15 protein-coding genes are annotated in these 18,137 nt (G+C 58.6%); 12 read left to right on the forward strand and 3 right to left on the reverse strand.

The annotated features are described in order from the left end of the window. The first annotated feature begins 186 nt into the window (after positions 1-186). From ACK3SC_RS17335 to ACK3SC_RS17350, 4 genes are all read left to right on the forward strand, one after another. Positions 187-426, forward strand: a complete 240-nt coding sequence (locus ACK3SC_RS17335; RefSeq protein ID WP_058572429.1) for a DUF7120 family protein — start codon at positions 187-189, stop codon at positions 424-426. A gap of 393 nt (positions 427-819) precedes the next feature. Beyond that, positions 820-2,079 carry a carboxylate--amine ligase gene (locus ACK3SC_RS17340; protein ID WP_416841500.1) on the forward strand — a complete coding sequence of 420 codons (1,260 nt, stop codon included), beginning with the start codon at positions 820-822 and terminating at the stop codon, positions 2,077-2,079. 532 nt (positions 2,080-2,611) lie between these two features. Continuing rightward, positions 2,612-3,739: a glycosyltransferase family 2 protein gene (locus ACK3SC_RS17345; RefSeq protein WP_416841501.1), complete on the forward strand. Its 1,128-nt coding sequence runs from the start codon at positions 2,612-2,614 to the stop codon at positions 3,737-3,739. A 307-nt stretch (positions 3,740-4,046) separates the two neighbouring features. Next, positions 4,047-5,891 carry an asparagine synthase-related protein gene (locus tag ACK3SC_RS17350; protein WP_416841502.1) on the forward strand — a complete coding sequence of 615 codons (1,845 nt, stop codon included), beginning with the start codon at positions 4,047-4,049 and terminating at the stop codon, positions 5,889-5,891. 977 nt (positions 5,892-6,868) lie between these two features. Here the strand turns inward: ACK3SC_RS17350 and ACK3SC_RS17355 are convergent. From ACK3SC_RS17355 to ACK3SC_RS17365, 3 genes are all read right to left on the reverse strand, one after another. Further along, positions 6,869-7,051 carry a hypothetical protein gene (locus tag ACK3SC_RS17355; RefSeq protein WP_416841503.1) on the reverse strand — a complete coding sequence of 61 codons (183 nt, stop codon included), beginning with the start codon at positions 7,049-7,051 and terminating at the stop codon, positions 6,869-6,871. 194 nt (positions 7,052-7,245) lie between these two features. Continuing rightward, the gene (locus ACK3SC_RS17360) at positions 7,246-8,304 is read right to left on the reverse strand and encodes a glycosyltransferase family 4 protein (RefSeq protein ID WP_416841504.1); all 1,059 of its coding nucleotides are present in this window, start codon (positions 8,302-8,304) and stop codon (positions 7,246-7,248) included. Positions 8,305-8,450: 146 nt separating this feature from the next. Continuing rightward, a complete protein-coding gene (locus ACK3SC_RS17365; protein ID WP_416841505.1) occupies positions 8,451-9,530 on the reverse strand; it encodes a DUF354 domain-containing protein in 1,080 nt (359 codons plus the stop codon). A gap of 328 nt (positions 9,531-9,858) precedes the next feature. Between ACK3SC_RS17365 and ACK3SC_RS17370 the strand changes: the two genes are divergently transcribed. From ACK3SC_RS17370 to ACK3SC_RS17405, 8 genes are all read left to right on the forward strand, one after another. Then, positions 9,859-10,446, forward strand: a complete 588-nt coding sequence (locus tag ACK3SC_RS17370) for a metal-dependent hydrolase (protein WP_416841506.1) — start codon at positions 9,859-9,861, stop codon at positions 10,444-10,446. Positions 10,447-10,628: 182 nt separating this feature from the next. Then, positions 10,629-11,204 (forward strand): acyltransferase, encoded by a 576-nt coding sequence (locus ACK3SC_RS17375; protein WP_416841508.1) that lies wholly within the window; start codon positions 10,629-10,631, stop codon positions 11,202-11,204. After that, on the forward strand, positions 11,201-12,304 hold the full coding sequence (locus ACK3SC_RS17380; protein WP_416841509.1) for a DegT/DnrJ/EryC1/StrS family aminotransferase: 1,104 nt from the start codon (positions 11,201-11,203) through the stop codon (positions 12,302-12,304). The genes ACK3SC_RS17375 and ACK3SC_RS17380 overlap by 4 nt, the downstream gene beginning before the upstream one ends. Further along, the gene (locus ACK3SC_RS17385) at positions 12,301-13,284 is read left to right on the forward strand and encodes a Gfo/Idh/MocA family oxidoreductase (protein ID WP_416841511.1); all 984 of its coding nucleotides are present in this window, start codon (positions 12,301-12,303) and stop codon (positions 13,282-13,284) included. The genes ACK3SC_RS17380 and ACK3SC_RS17385 overlap by 4 nt, the downstream gene beginning before the upstream one ends. Next, the gene (locus tag ACK3SC_RS17390; protein ID WP_416841512.1) at positions 13,281-14,642 is read left to right on the forward strand and encodes a nucleotide sugar dehydrogenase; all 1,362 of its coding nucleotides are present in this window, start codon (positions 13,281-13,283) and stop codon (positions 14,640-14,642) included. Before ACK3SC_RS17385 ends, ACK3SC_RS17390 begins: the two co-directional genes overlap by 4 nt. Continuing rightward, the gene (gene wecB, locus ACK3SC_RS17395) at positions 14,639-15,772 is read left to right on the forward strand and encodes a non-hydrolyzing UDP-N-acetylglucosamine 2-epimerase (RefSeq protein WP_416841513.1); all 1,134 of its coding nucleotides are present in this window, start codon (positions 14,639-14,641) and stop codon (positions 15,770-15,772) included. Before ACK3SC_RS17390 ends, wecB begins: the two co-directional genes overlap by 4 nt. After that, on the forward strand, positions 15,765-16,640 hold the full coding sequence (locus ACK3SC_RS17400) for a polysaccharide deacetylase family protein (RefSeq protein ID WP_416841514.1): 876 nt from the start codon (positions 15,765-15,767) through the stop codon (positions 16,638-16,640). The genes wecB and ACK3SC_RS17400 overlap by 8 nt, the downstream gene beginning before the upstream one ends. 152 nt (positions 16,641-16,792) lie before the next feature. Continuing rightward, on the forward strand, positions 16,793-18,088 hold the full coding sequence (locus tag ACK3SC_RS17405) for an antibiotic ABC transporter permease (protein WP_416841515.1): 1,296 nt from the start codon (positions 16,793-16,795) through the stop codon (positions 18,086-18,088). The last annotated feature ends 49 nt before the right edge of the window (positions 18,089-18,137 follow it).

An 18,137-nucleotide genomic window follows, 5' to 3' on the forward strand; every position in this document is an offset into this window, starting at 1 on the left:
GGGATTCGCTATCGATTCTCGAATTCCACACAGTCGCGTGTCCTGACAGACCGAACGAGAGTTGATAATACACGTGGTTACGGACACGTCGCCGACGATGACGAGAAACAGGTGGGCCACTGATGGCCGTTCACTCTGTCCCGTGACACCCGGTTGCTAAAGTACGTTGAGCACGAACCCCGGGATATGCCCGTCGTAGAGGTCAACCTCCCGGACGAACTGCTCGTAGAATTCGAACAACTCGTCGACGAAGAGTTCATCAGTGAAGAACAGGCCGTCGAAGAACTCCTCTCGATGGGGATGGACGCCTACGGTGCACCCGTCGACGATGAAGGTGGTGTCCAATCCGACTTCGTCCAGAGCGCGCAGAACAACCTGTTCGATACTGCCGGCGACCCCGGTGGCCTCGACGACGACGTCCTCTAGTCGGGCACCCGACGGTCCAAGGTCCCCACCCCCATTTTCGACCAGAACCCACACAGTTTCGAGGCGTCGGTCCGCGACCAGCAGGACGTATTCGAGAAGGTGCAGGGAATCCTTGCAGACTCACGTTCGACCAGTCTACGACATCCGAGGTGGGGTGTCGAATCGAGCGCATTCTCTCGTCCAAGAGAGTCGGGAGCGGTCGTTATCGAGAGTGGTTATGAGACAGATAACGATGAGATGACGATGACGTTCTACTCAGGGAGTCGCACAGTTTCGACTGGACGGTGATACTCGTTGCCGTCGTGAGAAAACGGCGACCAGTTTCTCGGACGCCAGAGCGAGAAATGTGTTAGTTAATTCATAGTAATTCACCCACAACGTGACAGGTCGTTCATGAGAAGACGTACTCACGACACTCGTTCGGTACTCATCACGTCGGGGTATTACGCCATCGTACGGTCGTTAGGGAAGAATGGCATCCGGACGGTCGTCGCGTCCGAACACGACGACACACCCGTCGGGTCGTCACGATTCTGTGACGAACTCGTTCGAATCCCTGCCCCGAGTGACGGCCTCGTCAGGTACAAAGACGCGCTGGTCGCTGTCGCTGCGCGACCAGATATCGAGGTGATTGCCCCAACTCGTCCAGAAGACGCGTACGTTTTCTCGAAGTACTACGACGAGTTCGCCGCCCACGCTCGGGTCGTCGTCCAACCGTTCGAGATGCTTCGGTCGGTCCACGACAGAAAACGCCTCTTCGAGGTGGCGCGGGAAGCGGGCGTTCCGATGGCGCGGACGCGACTCCTCAGCGAAGTCGACGAGTTCGAACAGCCGTCTATCATCAAACCGCGATTCAACCTTCTCGCCGGAGACTACGTCGACGGATTCGGGCCAGAAGACTACGATATCGTCAAACAGATTATCCACGTCCAACCAGGCGACGACCTGAATCGCGACGAGGTTCTCACGGAGATGAACCACGACCCGATCGTCCAAGACTACGTTCGCCCTGCTGACAAGTACATGTTTGCCGCCCTCTACGACCACGGGGAGGCAGTTGCGACGTTCCAACACCGCCAGATTCGTGGGAACTCGTACACCGGTGGAGGCGGGGTCTATCGGACGGCGGTCTACATCCCGGAACTCGAAGCAGTCGGCCGAGCACTGCTCGACCATCTCCAGTGGCACGGACTGGCGTGTATCGAATACATTCAGGACGCAGAGACGGGCGAGTTCAAAATAATCGAGCTGAACCCTCGCTTCTGGCAGTCACTCCCCTCTGCAATGCGGAGCGGTGCCGACTTCCCCTTCTACTACTGGTTGGTGGCGACAGGACAGAAACACCTGGTCGAAACCGACTACGCCCTCGGCACCGGGAGTCACTACCTGTGGGGTGAACTCGGCTATCTCATGAGCGTGGTCAACGACGACTCACCGCTCGTCGAACGTCCACGACTCACGACATCACTCTGGGAGGTCGTCTCTTCGATCGTCCGCGAGCCGCGATTCGACTTCCTGCATCCTGACGACCCACTCCCGTTCTTCCACTTCCTCGTCCACGTCGCCATCCGCAGACACCCAGAAGACCGACGGGCTGGTGAGGTTGGACATCTCCCAGAAGACCGTCGGCCGACCAACACAGCAACGACCTAACTCAGTCTGTCTCGACCACGCAACACCGGATTTGCCGATTGGACTCACCACTGGTTCAGCGGATGCTAACCGACGACTCGTGCCAGCAGTCACCGTAAGTAATGTTCGAGAGGTCGATTTTTCTACTCCGGATTCCATTAACGTTCGTTCGATAATCCCCGAGTAATGCTTCCGAGGCGGCCGTTTTGAGCCAATCGTGTCAAGCCTTCAATTTCTGATTCGGGGGTCTGACTGTCTGGAAACACAGAGTATCAGGGTATTCTGACTGTCAACGTTAATTGGATATAGAGACAGACATTCTCGTTTACCCGAGTATTGGTAGAGTTATATTTATATTCATTTTTTCGAGAACATCATTTTTTATAAAGTGTTTGTCGCGATTAACAAAGTCTCCAACAGCACAAATTACGGTCGAAATTATCGATGTCACTATCTACGCTGTCCCTCGTTTCCACCCCGAACGTTCGGCTAGCTTCGGCCACATGGTTGCACGGTGCCAGACGGACGACGACGGACATTCAGGAGGGCAACAGTGTACCTCGGTAACGCCATCGGCGTCGTCGTCCCTGCATACAACGAAGCAGGATTCGTTGGAACAGTCATCGACACGATACCGGCGTTCGTCGACCGAACGTACGTCGTCGACGACCACTCGACTGACGGCACGTGGCGCGAGATATCTGTCCACGCGTCACGCGCAAACAACCCCTCAGTACAACGTACGAACGACCAGCGTGCTACCGACCAAGACCGAGAGCCTTCCCAATTGACGGCCGACGGTGGCGAAATAACAGGCGAACGCGTTATCGCTATCAGGCATCCAACGAACCGAGGGCGAGGTGCTGCCGTAAAGACCGGGTACAAACGCGCCCTCGAAGACGACATGGACGTTATCGTCGTCATGGACGGCGACGGGCAGATGGACCCGGCGATTCTCACGTCGATTATCGACCCGGTGGTGGATGGGACGGCCGACTACGCGGTCGGAGACCGGCTCGGTGGACCGTCGTACTGGCGTGGAATGCCGCCGTGGCGTCTCTTCGGAAACACGCTCCTCTCGGGATTGACACGAATCGCCAGCGGCTACTGGCACATTCGTGACCCACAGAACGGGTACACGGCCATCTCAGCCAGTACGCTTCACGAGCTCGAGTTCGACCGCCTGTACGACCAGTACGGGTTCCTGAACGACCTGCTCGTGAATTTGAACGTCGCCGAAAAGCGGGTTGCGACGGTGCCGATGAACGCTCGGTACGGTGACGAAGAGAGTGGAATCCGGTACTCGAGTTTCGTCCCCGGACTCTCGTTCCTCCTCCTGAAAGACTTCCTCTGGCGGTTACGCGTGAAGTATCTCTACCGGGGGAACGTCGCACCTGTTCTCATGTACGTCCTCGGTGTCGTGAGCCTTCTCGTGGGGGTCGCCCGGTTCAGTCGTGCGGTTGTTAGCCGAGACAGGTCATCCGGTTCGACGACCCACGTGCTCGGAGGTGCGATTGCGCTCGTGGGCGCAATGCTGCTAGACAAGGGTATGAACGAACATCTCCAACAGTCAGGTGACATCGCGACGACAGTCGACACAGGTCACGGCGAGCGTGACCCCGAGTTCACAGACGAAGAGCGGACCGTTTCGGACGACCAACACGTCGAACGGGCTCCGTAACTCCACGGACGGCACCTGAACAGCGGACCACACTTGAACGAAACAGAACCGTGGCCAACTACTTCGGGTGGGAGGCTTTTTTAGCAGACAATTCGAGAGCAACGTGGTGTTCAACAGACACAATTCACGTGCCGAGTCTCTGTGTGGGATATCGATGGGAGGCTAGACATAACCCGTACCCGGTGCCGATTTTCGAATGTATAGGTCAGCGATAACAAAGAGTCCTACTGTCGATGGTTTGAGCATCGATGCCATCCACAATCGCCTCGATTAGTGTTGCAGAACAGCCCCAGATTGGTGACCGGTCATGACCGGGTTCGTCGGTGGTCACCTCGACTCCGAGACAGTCGATTCGTGTGTTGCTGAAATGCACCACGAAGAGTGGTACGAGTCAGAATCGTTCGATAAGAATGGAATCGGTCTCTCGGTACTTCACCACGGCGCAAAAGACCCGAACGGGTGCACGACGTGGGAAGACGACGGCCGTGCAGGATTGATCTTCGGAGTCATCACCAACCTCGATGACCTCGGACTCGACATCGACCAGCTCTTCGAACACATGTTCGACGACCCGGAAGCCCTCCTCCCCGATATCGACGGGACGTTCCTCATCGTCGCCATCGACGGCGACAGTGAACGAGTCGTTATCGCCAGCGACAAACTAGGCACCCGCCAGGTCTTCTACATCGACGGAGAGCCCTTCGCGTTCGGAACAGAAGTCGGTGTGCTGACCTCGCTTCTGGAGGACCCACAGGTAGACGAACGCTCCATCAGCGACCTCATGATGATCGGGGAAGTGTGGGGTGACAGAACGCTCGTCCAGGGAATCAATTTCCTCCCGTCCGGATGTGTCCTCGAATACACCGGCGGTGACGCGCCCGAAGTGACCCAGTACTGGAAACACACGTTCGTCCAGAGCCCCGACGATTCGTACCTCGACGACCTCGTCGATGCGTACCAAGATGCAATTGCCGACATGGCTGCGACCGTCGACGGCGATATCGGGCTCTTCCTCTCCGGTGGACTCGACAGCAGATCACTCTCTGCTGCGCTGCGCAAAAACAGAGATTTCACCACGTTCACGTACGACTCCAACCCCGCACACGGTCGGAACCTCGAACACGCAAAGAGTATCGCGGACGTCCTCGGCGTCAAGAACGAACGAGTCCTCATCAGCCCCGACCAACTCGTCGACCGTCTCGACGAATCCGTCCAGCTGACGAGTGGGATGCTCGGCCTCACGACGTTCCTCAACCTCTCGTCAGTGTTCGACATCGACCAGATGCCCAACGTCCTGATGGAAGCGGCCGGACAGGGCGAGCTGCTGGGAGAAGGCATGTCTCGACCAGCCATCGAACTCAGTGGCTCCCCTGAAGCAGCCCTCTACCGGGCGAAGCACTTCACCGACGTCGACGACGCCCGACGGCTCCTCGAGACGGACTTCGACCCGATGACGTCGTTCCGCGAAGAAGTTCGAAAAGCCGACCAACCAGACAAGTACAGCTCCGCGATGGACTGTTACTTCCTGAACTACTACCCACGGTTCACGTACGCGAGTAACCCGATTCCAGAGAGTCAAGCAGGCGTTCGCGTCCCCTACGCCAACAGGAAGTTCCTCGAAGCAGTTGCGAGACTCCCGCTCTCGGATCGCATCGGGGCGATTCCATTCACGAACGGAAGCATCCCTGCAGGGACCTCCTTCCCGAAACTCGAACTCGTCCGCCGACTCGACGCCGGGTTAGAGGACATCCCATACGAACGGACCAGAGTCGCCCCAGAACGACCGCTCTGGCAACACGCTGCCGGCTTCGTCGTCAGCACCTCGTTCGACCAGGTCCGTGAGAAAATCGTCGGAGACATCTACGCACACGGTGGCCGGTCACTGTTAGGAACCTGGTACCGTGAGAACCGCAGATTCCGCGAACGGGTCGACGAACTCCTCGACGCGGCCGCGAAGCGACCGTACTTCAACGCCGACGAGATTCGCCGGATTCAGCGCGAAGAACTGACTGGTGAAGCAGAACACATGAGCACGATCTCCGGTATCGTCACCGGCGAGCTCTGGGTCCAGAAGTACATCGACCGGATCGCAGACCGTCCCGAGACCGAAATCCCGGTGCACTCGACTGAAGACTCGACGCCAACTGCCTGACCACGCTGCGTCAGTCCCCTTCAATTCCCCTTTTTGGCTCTGTTGAAATCCTCAGAGTATGACAGGAATGGCGTGACACAGACAGAGGGTGAGTTCAGCATGCTCATTGAAACTCCCCACTTTCCGTCAGAGGTGGTCTGATTATTTACTTCAGAATTGTGGTTACTGTTATGCCACTATGGTGCTCTCTTTTTAATTGATGACCTCCACACGCCGAGCTTTCCTCCGTTTGATTCCTCTTGTTGCTGTGAGTGGAACTAGTGGGTGTGTTCGACCTGTCTTCAACACCTTCACTCAATCACCCGATGCATGGCAGGTTTCAACCGTTATCTCCGATTCACCCCTCCTCAGCGACGCACCAACAGAGCTAGGTTCGCTACATGGGGTACTCATTCAGAATTCTGCAGATGCGCGAGAACACTTCCGTAGCACGAAAGTGTTCGATCCTGCTGAGAATGGTTACTTCTCACTTGATTACTCTACGCACGTTGTATCAGTTGTCCACGCTGTTCTCCGTGAAGACCAAATCTTGACGACGAAAGTCACCGACATCAGCGAAGATTCGTTGCGGATGACAGCCACGATTGAACAGAAGGAAACAGATTACAGTGACACCCATATAGAAACCACATTAATCACGTGGCAGCTGAATGGTCATCCGAAACCGGCAGCTCTAGAGCTGGTACTTAGCGATAAGTCGGACTCGTAGCGGCATTCATCCCTATAGCTGAAGGGGAGAAGTAGGTCAACTTTTGACTTTCAGATAGACCAGATTCAAAATTCTGCCGTGCTGACTATGCGCCCTGTATTCAGCACGGCCTCGAAAAACTATCAGCTCCAGAGGATTTCAACAGAAACCCTTTTTCTGTGTCGGTGGTTCCGCAGTCCTGACTCGGAGAGTTTGAAAGCACACTGGGAACCGATTTCAGTGCCCGTAGAGTTCGTCGATCAGTTCAGGTTCGCATTTCGCATGCAGGTCACAGTACATCGCTCACGTAGTCAGTGAACAGATACACGACTGACGCGGTTGCACCCAAAATGAACAGTGCGCTCACCGTGAGCGACGTGTCGCGAGTGGCCAACGCCGCAGCCATGAATACGACGGGAAGAAGGTACACGATGAGTTTCCACCGGACGTAGAATCGACTCAAATTGTCCACACGGGCGGGTTCGTATCTGTTGGATATGAGTATTGTTCCTCGACTGTCGCGTCGAAGATTCACTGACCGACTCCTGTCGAGACGGGGTGAGCGAGTAGACGGAAAGGGAGAAAGGGAAAGAGGGAGAGGGTCTGGGAGAGGGAGAAAGGGAAAGAGGGAGAGGGTCTGGGAGAGGGAGAAAGGGAAAGAGAGACTCAGTTCGCTTCAGCGTACATTTCGACGAGATTGTCCGCGTTCGACTGCCACGAGTATCGGGACTCGACCAACGCTCTGTTTGCTCGGCCCATCCGAACTGCTTCGTCTGGATTGTCGATGAGACGAGCAAGTGCTGCGGTCAGCGCTTCGGCATCGCCCGGAGTGACGAGAATCCCCTGCTCGTCGGTGACGACTTCGGGGATGCTCCCGACGGGCGTCGTCACGATGGCATTTCCACCGGCCATGCCTTCGAGCAACGCGATCGGAAGCCCTTCGGCGTACGTCGGAAGGACGAACACCGTCGCCCGACTGAGCAGGTTCTGTTTTTCCGACTCCGAGAGGAAGCCCAGATAGTCGACGTTGTCGTACGCTGCGGCGACCGCTTCGGCACGGTCGGCGAAGGGGCCACGGCCACCGATACTCACGTGGAACGAGAGATGTGGCATCGACTCCAGCGCCTCGATCGCCTCGAGCAACTCACCGATTCCCTTCCGCTCGATGAGATTCGAGACGAAGACCACGTGGACGGGGTCTGTCTGGTAGGTCGGTTCGTACTCGTCGGGTTCGACTGCGTTGGCGATGACGTGCACTTTGTCGTAGTCGGTGCGTCGGGAGACGAGTCCGCGCCAATACTCAGAGAGCACGACGACGTCGTCGACCGAGTCGAAGACGAGCGACTGGAGTCTGCGGACCACGAGCGAATCTGTCTCGAGGAACTCGTCGAACGACGACCCGTGGATGTGCAGGATGACGGGGACCCGCCAGACGTAACTCGAGTAGAGGACGAAGAACGCCGACCGGTAGAACGAGTACTTGTGTGATGAGTGGACATGGACGATGTCTGGGCGGGATTGGAACGGGAACATGAAGACGGCCAGAATCGACGACAGAATCATTCTCACTGCCCGTTCTACACCCTCGCCTTTCGGCGCAGCGTACCGTGTGTAGAGGCGGACGTCCATCCGGTCTTCGAGATATCGTTGCTGTTCTGTGATGTATCGGTCGATACCACCGGTCCCGCGAGGGCCGACGATGAGGAGTTTCGTATTGTCGTTCATAGTGAAAGTGAGCCCAGAGCTGTATTCAGCGGGCAGTTCGGTGTCGAAAATTGGACTGTCAAGCGGTTAGTTATGGGTCGGTTGACGATTGCTCGAACGGAAGCGTCGATGTCAGTGCCGGGAAATCTACCACTGGAGTGGAACGGTTATGCTGGGACCGTGTGTCGGGAGAGCGACTCGATTGGTTCGACTGAACCGTAGTTGAGAGCCACCTGGACGATGACGTCGGTCAGATTCACCTTGTCTGCGAGGAAGGCGTCTCGACGGGTCTGCCACACTGCTTTCGTGCCGGGGTCGGTGAGGAGCGTCTCCGCCCGTTCCATCACCTCGTCGAACGATTTGAGGTTGGAGATGAGGCCGTGCTGTTCGAGTTCGACGAAGTTCCCCATGTCGTTCTCACCGACGAACGAGTTCGACCGGATGGCGGGCGTTCCGAGGAGTGCGGCCTCCGTGACCATCGTCTGGGTGTCCGCGACGAGGAGTTCTGCTTCGGCCAACACGTCGTGAACGAGTGCTGGGTGGAAGTCGAACGGGCGTGTGTCGACGTCGCCGTCTCGTCGTTCTTCGCTCTCGTCGAGGACGAACACGGTCGCGTACGTACTCAACATCTCGATGAGTTCGGCCCGACGCTCGGGCGTGAATCCACGGTGGCCGACGTCGTGGTGCGACCCGAATGCGTTGAACCTGACGACGACGAATTTTTCGTCAGGGTCGAGTCCGAGTTCCGCTCGAATATCGACCGACGGTTCGTACACGTCGGGGTGGAGATACGCCGTCTCTTTGAACCCTCTGAACTGGTAGTGGTTCTCAGAGAGGTCTTTGCCGAACGTGTGTGGCGTCAGTATGGCCTTCGCGAATGGGCGAGAGACGACGTGGTCGAGTGACGTCGGTTCCGAGTCGAGGACGAGGACGACAGGCGTCCGCGAGACGGCACCTGCGTGTGCAGCGTAGCCTCCCATCCCGAAGATGAGGTCCGGCTTGAATCGCCGGACTTCCCGGAAGATGTTCACGTAGTGAGCGGGCAAGTTTTTGAAGAGCGAATACTTGGTCGTACCACACACTCCGTAGATTTTGTGTGGCAACTCGTAGTATTCGAGCAGGTCTTTGGTACACCCGTAGTCCCGGCCAAGGATGAGTACGTCGTGTCCCATCCGCTGGAGTTCTCTGACCGCATATTTGTAGAGGTGGACGTGTGCGGGCGTGTTTGTGAAGAACAGGTAGCGCATACTCTCTGCCGACAGAGATGCGCTCTGTGTGAGTAGTTATACGTCATCTACTCTGCGACAACGCCCAGTTAATGAGACACCACGTGTGCAAACGGTGCTGTCAGCCTGTTACAGTCGCCATAACAAAACGACCGAACGGCTTTCGATGATGTGACACGTACGCTTACGCGAGACTACACCGCGTGAGAGTCGTCTGAAGCCTTCAGGCGAGTCAACAGCGTCCGCGCCCTTCCAGATGTTCCACCAACCCACTGCGTCAACACGAGTCCACACGTCACCGAGGTACTCCGCCGTCAACACGAGAGCCGATGAGAGAGGTATCGAATAGATGTGGCCGTGGGAACACGTCGCCGTCGGGTACATCCTCGTCTCACTCTGGGCAAGAGCGACGAACAGACGCCTCGATGGCCGTGCGGCGCTCGCCGTGGTCTTCGGAACACAGTTCCCAGACCTCGTGGACAAACCGCTCTCGTGGTCGATTGGGCTCCTTCCGAGCGGAATCTCGGTTGCCCACTCGATTTTCGTCTCCATCCCGCTCGCACTCCTCGTCGTCCTCGTTGCCCGGCGATTCGATATGACGGTGGTCGGTGTCGCGTTTGCACTTGGGTATCTCTCGCACATCCCAGCAGACCTCTTTTACAGCGGGTTCTTTTTTGGGAACTACAGGGCGCTTCAGTCGTTCCTGTGGCCGATTTCGTACGGGCCTGAATCGTCTGGCGTGGGGTTCCTCAGTCAGACGTGGTACTTCCTGAGCAGGTTCCTCGTCTACCTTCGCCGCCCCGAAGCGTGGGCGTACATCATCTTCGAACTTCTCTTGGTGGGAAGCGCAGTTCGTCTCTGGATACGTGACGGTGCCCCGGGAGTCGCACTGATGAAGCGCTCTGTAAACGACATTCGTCGGAGCGTTACGCGGTGAACACCACCCCAAACTCGGTAGCAATCACTCCATAACAAAGCCGTTACCGAGACTGATTTTCAGCAAGGCAGGCAGACTCCCCGCCGAAATACTATGAATACCATGATTTTACCGCTGGCTCGGATACGTCCCGAAACGCAACTCCAGTTTCGAACCGACCACCTCGACGGAGTGACCAGCCGATGAGTGTCGAGTTGGGAGTGTCCTCTACCGTCGACGAGGGTGCAACGATCGGCTACGGTGACGGCAAACCGCCAGTCATCGGAGACCGGGCGCGAATTCGCTCCGGGAGCGTCATCTACCACGACGTAACCATCGGTGACGACTTCGTCACCGGACACAACGTGCTGGTCAGAGAACAGACCGACATCGGTGACCAGGTTCTCATCGGAACCCAGTCCGTCGTCGATGGAACGACGACTATCGGGTCGCGAGTCAGCATCCAGACCAACGTCTACATTCCGACGAACACACGCATCGGCAACGACGTGTTCGTCGGCCCGGGGGTCGTGATGACGAACGACCCCTACCCGGTTCGCACCGAAACGGAACTCGTCGGACCGATTATCGAAGACCACGCCTCTATCGGGGCGAACGCGACGCTCCTCCCCGGTGTAACAATCGGTGAAGGAGCGTTCGTCGCCGCCGGCGCAGTCGTCGTCGACGACGTTCCGCCTCGGACACTCGCAGTCGGTGCACCGGCAGTGCATCGCGAGTTACCAGCACCACTGACTGGGGAGAACAGGATTCGACGATGACTGACGAGAAAATCGCAATCGCAGCACCACAACTCGGAACAGAGGAACTCGACCGAATCGCGGCGGTGCTCGAAAGCGGCATCATCGCGGACGGGCCCGAAGTACGCGGCTTCGAACGAGCGTTCGCCGACTACTGCGATGCCGACTACGGTGTCGCGACGTCCAATGGGACGACTGCCCTCCACGCGGCACTCCACGCGCTCGGCATCGGTCCGGGTGACAGAGTGCTGACCACGCCGTTTACGTTCATCGCAACGGCCAACGCAGTCGCCTTTACCGGCGCAGAAGTGGACTTCGTCGACATCGACCCCAGAACGTACAACATCGACCCGGATGCACTCGAAGCCCGACTTCGAGCCGGCGAGCAAGTCGATGCGGTCATCGCAGTCCACCTGTACGGCCTCCCGGCCGACATGACCCGACTCACGGAACTTGCATCGACGTACGACTTCCTCCTCATCGAAGACGCAGCACAGGCCCACGGCGCAGAGGTCGATGGCCAACGCGTCGGGTCGTTCGGAGACGCCGCGTGCTTCTCGTTCTATCCGACGAAGAACATGACGACGAGCGAAGGTGGGATGATAACCACCACCCGCGACGACGTCGCAGAACGGGCGGCGCGGTTCATCGACCATGGCCGAGTCTCCGGATACGAACACTCGGAGGTCGGCCACAACTTCCGGATGACGAGTATCTCGGCTGCCATCGGTCGCGTCCAACTCGACCGCCTCCCCGAGTTTACGCGGGCCAGACAGACGAACGCCGCACGGTTGACGGAGTATCTCGAAGATGCCCCGGTCACGACGCCGTACGTCCCAGCGGACCGAACACACGTCTTCCACCAGTACACCGTCCAGTGCGACGGCGTCGAGCGCGACGCACTCAAATCGTACCTCGATGCCAAGGGTATCGCAACGGGCGTCTACTACCCGAAGCCGGTTCACAAACAACAACCCTACGCCCACATGTTGGTGACCGCACCGGTCGCCGAAGCAGCAGCAGCCCACGTCCTCTCACTCCCAGTCCACCCGGGTCTGCGTGAAGACGATGTCGCGCGCGTCGGCCAGACCATCGCGCAGTACGTCGAGGTGGTGACGTGATATCCCCAGTCGCCGCCGGCGTCATCGGTGTCGGGTCGATGGGGGTAAACCACGCCCGAGTCTACTCAGAACTCAGAGACGTGGAACTGGTCGGTGTCGCTGACGCCGACCTCGACAGAGCGGCGGAAGTCGCCGCCGAATACGGAACGCAGGCGTTCACCATAGACGAACTCCTCGACCGAGTCGACGTCGTCACCGTCGCCGTTCCAACGCCGTATCACGCAGCGGTCACACGACAGTGTATCGAAGCAGGCGTTCACGTCCTCGTCGAGAAACCGTTCGTCGCCGACATCGTCGAGGGCGAAGAGTTGATTGGACTCGCCAAGTGGCACGGCGTGAGACTGCAAGTCGGTCATATCGAGCGATTCAATCCTGCCGTGCGTGCACTCGACGATATCCTCGACGGTGTCGAGCCAATCGCGATTACGGCCAACAGGCTCGGCCCGCCACTCACTCGCGACGTTGGAGACGGCGTCATCATGGACCTCATGATTCACGACATCGACATCGTCCTCTCGCTGGTCGATTCGGATATCGTGAACCTCGCAGCGACGAGCGCAGCAGACGAACAGTACGCGACTGCACAGTTGACCTTCGACAACGGCGTCGTCGGAACGCTGACCGCGAGTCGCCTCACCCAACAGAAGACCAGAACCCTCGACATCACGGCACGGGACCGCCTCATCCGCGTCGATTACCTGAACCAGTCCGTCCAGATATTCCGCCAGTCTCGGCCCGATTACCTGCGAGATAACGGCAACATCCGATTCCGCCACGAAGTCGTCATGGAACAGCCGATGATAGAGGCCGGCGAGCCACTGAAACACGAACTCACGTCGTTTATCGAGGCGGCGATGAACGGCGGCCCAGTCGTCGTCACCGCAGAAGATGGGCTCCGTGCACTCGCGGTTGCACAACGCATCGAAGCGGCTGCGCACGCGAACGAACAGTCGATGGAAGCGACTGAGGAGCCACGATGATTACCACGATGGTGGGACTCTACAACTCGGAGCTCCCCCCGGCAGGCCAGCGACAGGCGTTCCGCGAGGGTTCGGTCCCGGTGGCAGTCTACGGACTCGGAAAGATGGGTCTCCCACTCGCGGGCGTCTACGCACAGTCGTCGGGGAACGTCGTCGGCGTCGACATCAACGACACCGTCGTTCGCGGTGTAAACGACGGCGAGTGTCACGTCGCGAAAGAACCCGGGTTACCGGAACTCATCGCCGAACAGGTCGAGCGTGGTGCGCTCCGCGCGACGACAGAGAGCGTCGAAGCGGCGAAATCAGCCACCGTTCACGTCATCATCGTCCCGACACCCTTAACCGACGACCGTGAACCAGACCTGGCGGCCTTCGAAGCCGTTCTCGACAGCATCGCGCTGGGACTCAAACCGGGCGACATGGTCATCGTCGAATGCACCGTCCCACCGGGGACGAGCAGCGAACTCGTCGTCCCACATCTCGAAGCGAAGAGTGGTGTGTCCCGTTCGGAGTTCGGTGTCGCGTTCTGTCCCGAGCGAACCGCGTCGGGGCGAGCACTGCGAGATATCACCGAATCGCACCCGAAAATCGTCGGTGGCGTGGACGCAGAAGCGACACGCGTCGCGTCGCTCATCTACGGTGAGCTAACCACGAACGACGTCATCGCGGTGAGCGATGCCACGACAGCAGAGTCGGTGAAGTTGTTCGAAGGCGTCTACCGAGACGTCAACATCGCACTCGCGAACGAACTCGCCAGAGCGGGTGACGACCTCGGCATCGACGTTCGAGAGACGATAGACGCAGCAAACACCCAACCGTACAGTCATATCCACGAACCCGGACCGGGTGTCGGTGGCCACTGCATCCCGTGGTACCCGTACTTCATCACGAGTCGTGTCTCCGAAGAGATGCCGTTGTTGCTGACTGCTCGGGCGGTAAACGACAGTATGCCGGCGTTCACCGCCGACAAACTCCGTGACGAACTCACGCGCGTGGGACGAAGTATCGATGGCGCAACTGTGGCTGTGCTTGGCGTGACGTACCGACCGGGCGTCGCAGAAACACGCGCGACCCCGGCGGCGGGCGTCATCGACCGACTCCGTGAACTTGGGGCGACAGTGCTCGCAGTCGATCCGATGCTCGACGACGAGCTGGTCGCCTCGTTCGGCGCGACTCCCGTCTCGCTCGCCGACCTCTCGAACCACGCACTCGATGCCGTCGTGATGGTCACACCCCACGAAGAGTTCGCTGATATCGAGTGGGGCGACTTCGACGATCTGGTGGTCGTCGACGGACGTGACACGCTCGGAGATATCGGCCACTCGGTCTACACGATTGGTGGAGGGCAGCGCAGATGACCCGATTGAAAGTTCTCTCCGTGGTCGGCGCGCGCCCGCAGTTCATCAAAGCGTTCCCCGTCTCGGCGGCGCTTCGACGCGAACACGACGAGGTGCTCGTCCACACCGGCCAGCACTACGACGAGTCGATGTCTGGAGTGTTCTTCGACGAACTCGACATTCCGAAACCAGACTACAATCTCGGTGTCGGGTCGGGCACACACGCCGTCCAGACTGCCGAGATGATGCAGCGACTCGATACCGTCATCGCTGACGAAGCGCCAGACATCGTCCTCGTCTACGGTGACACGAACTCGACGCTCGCCGCAGCACTGGTCGCGTCGAAGCGAGACCCACGCGTCGCCCACGTCGAAGCGGGGCTCAGGAGTCACAACTGGGAGATGCCCGAAGAGGTCAACCGTGTCCTCACCGACCACTGTTCGGACCTCCTGTTTGCACCGTCCGAATCAGCCGCATCGACGCTCGAATCCGAAGGGATCCACGGCGGCGTCTACGTGACCGGCGACGTCCAGTACGATGCGATTCTCGCGGTTCGGCAGCCGGCACGAGAGTACTCGACGATTCTCGACGATTTGGACCTCCAAGACGACGAGTACGTCCTTGCGACGGTCCACCGCGCCGGCAACACGGACGACCACACGAAGCTCGAAGCGATTATGGCTGGGCTCGCGGACGCCGGACGGCCGGTCGTCTTCCCAGTTCACCCCCGGACAGAAAACGCACTCCAAGCAGCAGGACTGTGGTCACAGGTTGCAGACGACGAGAACATCCTGCTCGTCGAACCGGTCGGCTATCTCGATTTCGTCCGCCTGCTCGACGGGGCCGAGCGCGTCGCCACAGACTCTGGAGGTGTGCAAAAAGAGGCGTTCTACCTCGACAAACGCTGTGTCACCCTTCGCGACGAGACAGAGTGGGTCGAAACGGTCGACGCCGGATGGAACACCCTCGTCGGTGCCGACACCGATGCGATTCGAACCGCACTCCAGTCGACCGAGTCGCTTCCCGAGAAACCGTCGCTGTACGGCGACGGAACCGCTGCCGAACGAATCGTCGACGTACTTTCGACCGACCACGAGAGTCGGACATCACGACTGACCACCCTACACGCATCCTCGACAGATCATGAATAAGTTCGCCCTCTGTCTCACTCACGATGTCGACCGGCCCTACAAGACGTATCAAGGGCTCTACTACGCGATAACGGAACGGTCGCCGTACCACCTCCAGACGCTGCTCTCTCGCTCGAATCCGTACTGGCAGTTCGAGGAAATTATGGCTCTCGAACGTGACCTCGGAGTTCGCTCGTCGTTCTACTTCCTCAACGAACCGAGTCTCCTGAAGACAGTGTCACTGGGTGACTTATTCGACCCGAAAAACTGGCTCGAACACGCCGGCCGATACGACATCACCGACGACGAGATAGTTGACGTGATTCGACGTCTCGATGCAGACGGCTGGGAAGTCGGTCTGCACGGGTCGTTCCGGTCGTGTGACGATTTCGACCGGCTCAGAACCGAGAAACGAGAACTCGAATCGATACTTGGTCACGAGATACTCGGAATCCGACAACATCACCTCAGACGGACTCACCGAACCTGGCAGTATCACCGTGAACTCGGCCTCAAATATGACGCAAGCCTCGGGTCGAGTACCAAATATGGGTTCGACTACGGCTACCAACCGCTCCACCCATTCGACGACGAGTTCGTCGTGTTCCCGCTGTCGCTGATGGAAGTTTCACTCCCAGACCCGGGCGAGGACTTCGACGCTGCGTGGGCAGCGTGCGAACGCCTCCTCGACGAAGCCGAGGAAAACGAGGCAGTGTTGACGGCACTGTGGCATCCACGCTACTTCAATGAGGCCGAGTTCCCCGGCTATCGTCGTCTGTACGTCCGCCTCGTCGAGACCGCACTCGAACGAGGTGCGTGGGTTGGCCCGCTCGGTGACTACTATCGAACCTTCCTCGAAGGGGAGACGAGCGTCCCACAGGCGGCCTAGATGGCGTAGGTGGGGGAGAGGGCGGATAGGGTGCAGGCAGTGTAGATAGGGTAGACGGCGTTTCAGTCGGTCGATATTCGCTGTATAACAAAGCCATCCGCAACGCTCTACCCGAGTAGACAACCCCCCGCGAGCGGAGTTTCCGCCCTACCATGATTCACACCACGACGACACAGCAACCACACGAGAACTCCGTCGATATCGCCCACCTCCAGCGGTACGTCGACGTTCTCGACGACGTTCTCGACTACGCGCGAGTGCGAGACTACAACGGCTGGGATTACGGCGACGGATTGAGCAGTCGAGTGTTACAGTCGTTGCCCGACATCCTCGTGTTGAACCTCGCTGTCCAGGAGTTTATCAAACGGTCGCCCGTCAACGTCCGCCCGCTGTTCCGCGTCGAGCAACGCCGAAACTTCAAGGGAATCGCCCTGTTCGCGATGGCGAATCGAACACGCGCACAACTCGGACAGTGGTTCGAGGGAGACGAATCCACAGCGCAGTATCTCGCAGAGGCGGAGTCGCTGACGAAATGGCTCGTCGACAATCAGGTGACGGGGTTCAGTGGATTCGGCGGCAGTCACAGACACAGAATTCAGCACCCAACCGGTCGAAGCGGGCCGAGAGGAGAGATTCCGAACTCACCGAATCTCGTCTCGACATCGTTCGGCGTGAAAGCCCTCTTGGCCGGGAAGTCGTTCGATTCGGCGTACCCCGACATCGCACGGACTGCCGTAGACCTCGCCGTCGAGGACCTCGACTACCGGCCACGAGGCGACGGTGCGGTTATGGACTACTACCAATCGCACCCGAAGGACAGTTACACACTCAACGCCATCGCCCTCGGTGCGCGCTACTTCGTCGAACTCTACGACGAGTTCGGTGACGAGGAACTGCTCGACCGAGCAGAGAAGATACTCGACTTCGTGGCTTCGACACAGACCGAACGGGGCGGCTGGTACTATCGCGAACCACCGACTGCGTCACATCTCTCGATGGACAGCCACCACAACGGGTTCATCATCGAGTGTTTCCAGCGGTACGAGCACATCGTCGGTACCGGACGGTACGACGAGACGATTTCCCGTGGACTAGAGTTCTATGCGAGGGAGTTGTTCGACGACGGCGCGCCCAACTTCGACGAGAACAACGCGTATCCGAGGGACATCCACGCCGCGGCACAGGGTATCCTGGTCTTCACATACGCTGGGCAGTACGACAGGGCAGAGCGCATTCTCGAGTGGACACTCGCCAACATGTACGTCCCCGACGACGGGCGGTTCTACTTCAGAAAACAGCGATTCTACACCAAACGGGTGATCCTGATGCGCTGGGCGCAAGCGTGGATGGCGTACGCAATCGCCGAATACGTGGCAACGAGAGTCACTGGTGAGGCAACACACGGATTCGGAATCGAAGCCGTCCAAACGGTGTCAGAGACTGCCTGACCGCCGGTCGACAGCCCTGACAGTGGTATAGTTGCGTCATAACAATTCC

Origin of the sequence: Haloferax sp. DFSO52 (assembly GCF_048158745.1) — an archaeon.
In the GTDB taxonomy this organism is placed as follows: domain Archaea; phylum Halobacteriota; class Halobacteria; order Halobacteriales; family Haloferacaceae; genus Haloferax.

What these genes read in the sequence shown, in the direction of transcription:
- ACK3SC_RS17335 (WP_058572429.1), top strand. Translation starts at nt 187, where the DNA reads ATGCCCGTCGTAGAGGTCAACCTCCCGGACGAACTGCTCGTAGAATTC.
- ACK3SC_RS17340 (WP_416841500.1), top strand. Translation starts at nt 820, where the DNA reads ATGAGAAGACGTACTCACGACACTCGTTCGGTACTCATCACGTCGGGG.
- ACK3SC_RS17350 (WP_416841502.1), top strand. Translation starts at nt 4,047, where the DNA reads ATGACCGGGTTCGTCGGTGGTCACCTCGACTCCGAGACAGTCGATTCG.
- ACK3SC_RS17360 (WP_416841504.1), bottom strand. Translation starts at nt 8,304, where the DNA reads ATGAACGACAATACGAAACTCCTCATCGTCGGCCCTCGCGGGACCGGT.
- ACK3SC_RS17365 (WP_416841505.1), bottom strand. Translation starts at nt 9,530, where the DNA reads ATGCGCTACCTGTTCTTCACAAACACGCCCGCACACGTCCACCTCTAC.
- ACK3SC_RS17370 (WP_416841506.1), top strand. Translation starts at nt 9,859, where the DNA reads ATGTGGCCGTGGGAACACGTCGCCGTCGGGTACATCCTCGTCTCACTC.
- ACK3SC_RS17375 (WP_416841508.1), top strand. Translation starts at nt 10,629, where the DNA reads ATGAGTGTCGAGTTGGGAGTGTCCTCTACCGTCGACGAGGGTGCAACG.
- ACK3SC_RS17380 (WP_416841509.1), top strand. Translation starts at nt 11,201, where the DNA reads ATGACTGACGAGAAAATCGCAATCGCAGCACCACAACTCGGAACAGAG.
- ACK3SC_RS17390 (WP_416841512.1), top strand. Translation starts at nt 13,281, where the DNA reads ATGATTACCACGATGGTGGGACTCTACAACTCGGAGCTCCCCCCGGCA.
- wecB (WP_416841513.1), top strand. Translation starts at nt 14,639, where the DNA reads ATGACCCGATTGAAAGTTCTCTCCGTGGTCGGCGCGCGCCCGCAGTTC.
- ACK3SC_RS17400 (WP_416841514.1), top strand. Translation starts at nt 15,765, where the DNA reads ATGAATAAGTTCGCCCTCTGTCTCACTCACGATGTCGACCGGCCCTAC.
- ACK3SC_RS17405 (WP_416841515.1), top strand. Translation starts at nt 16,793, where the DNA reads ATGATTCACACCACGACGACACAGCAACCACACGAGAACTCCGTCGAT.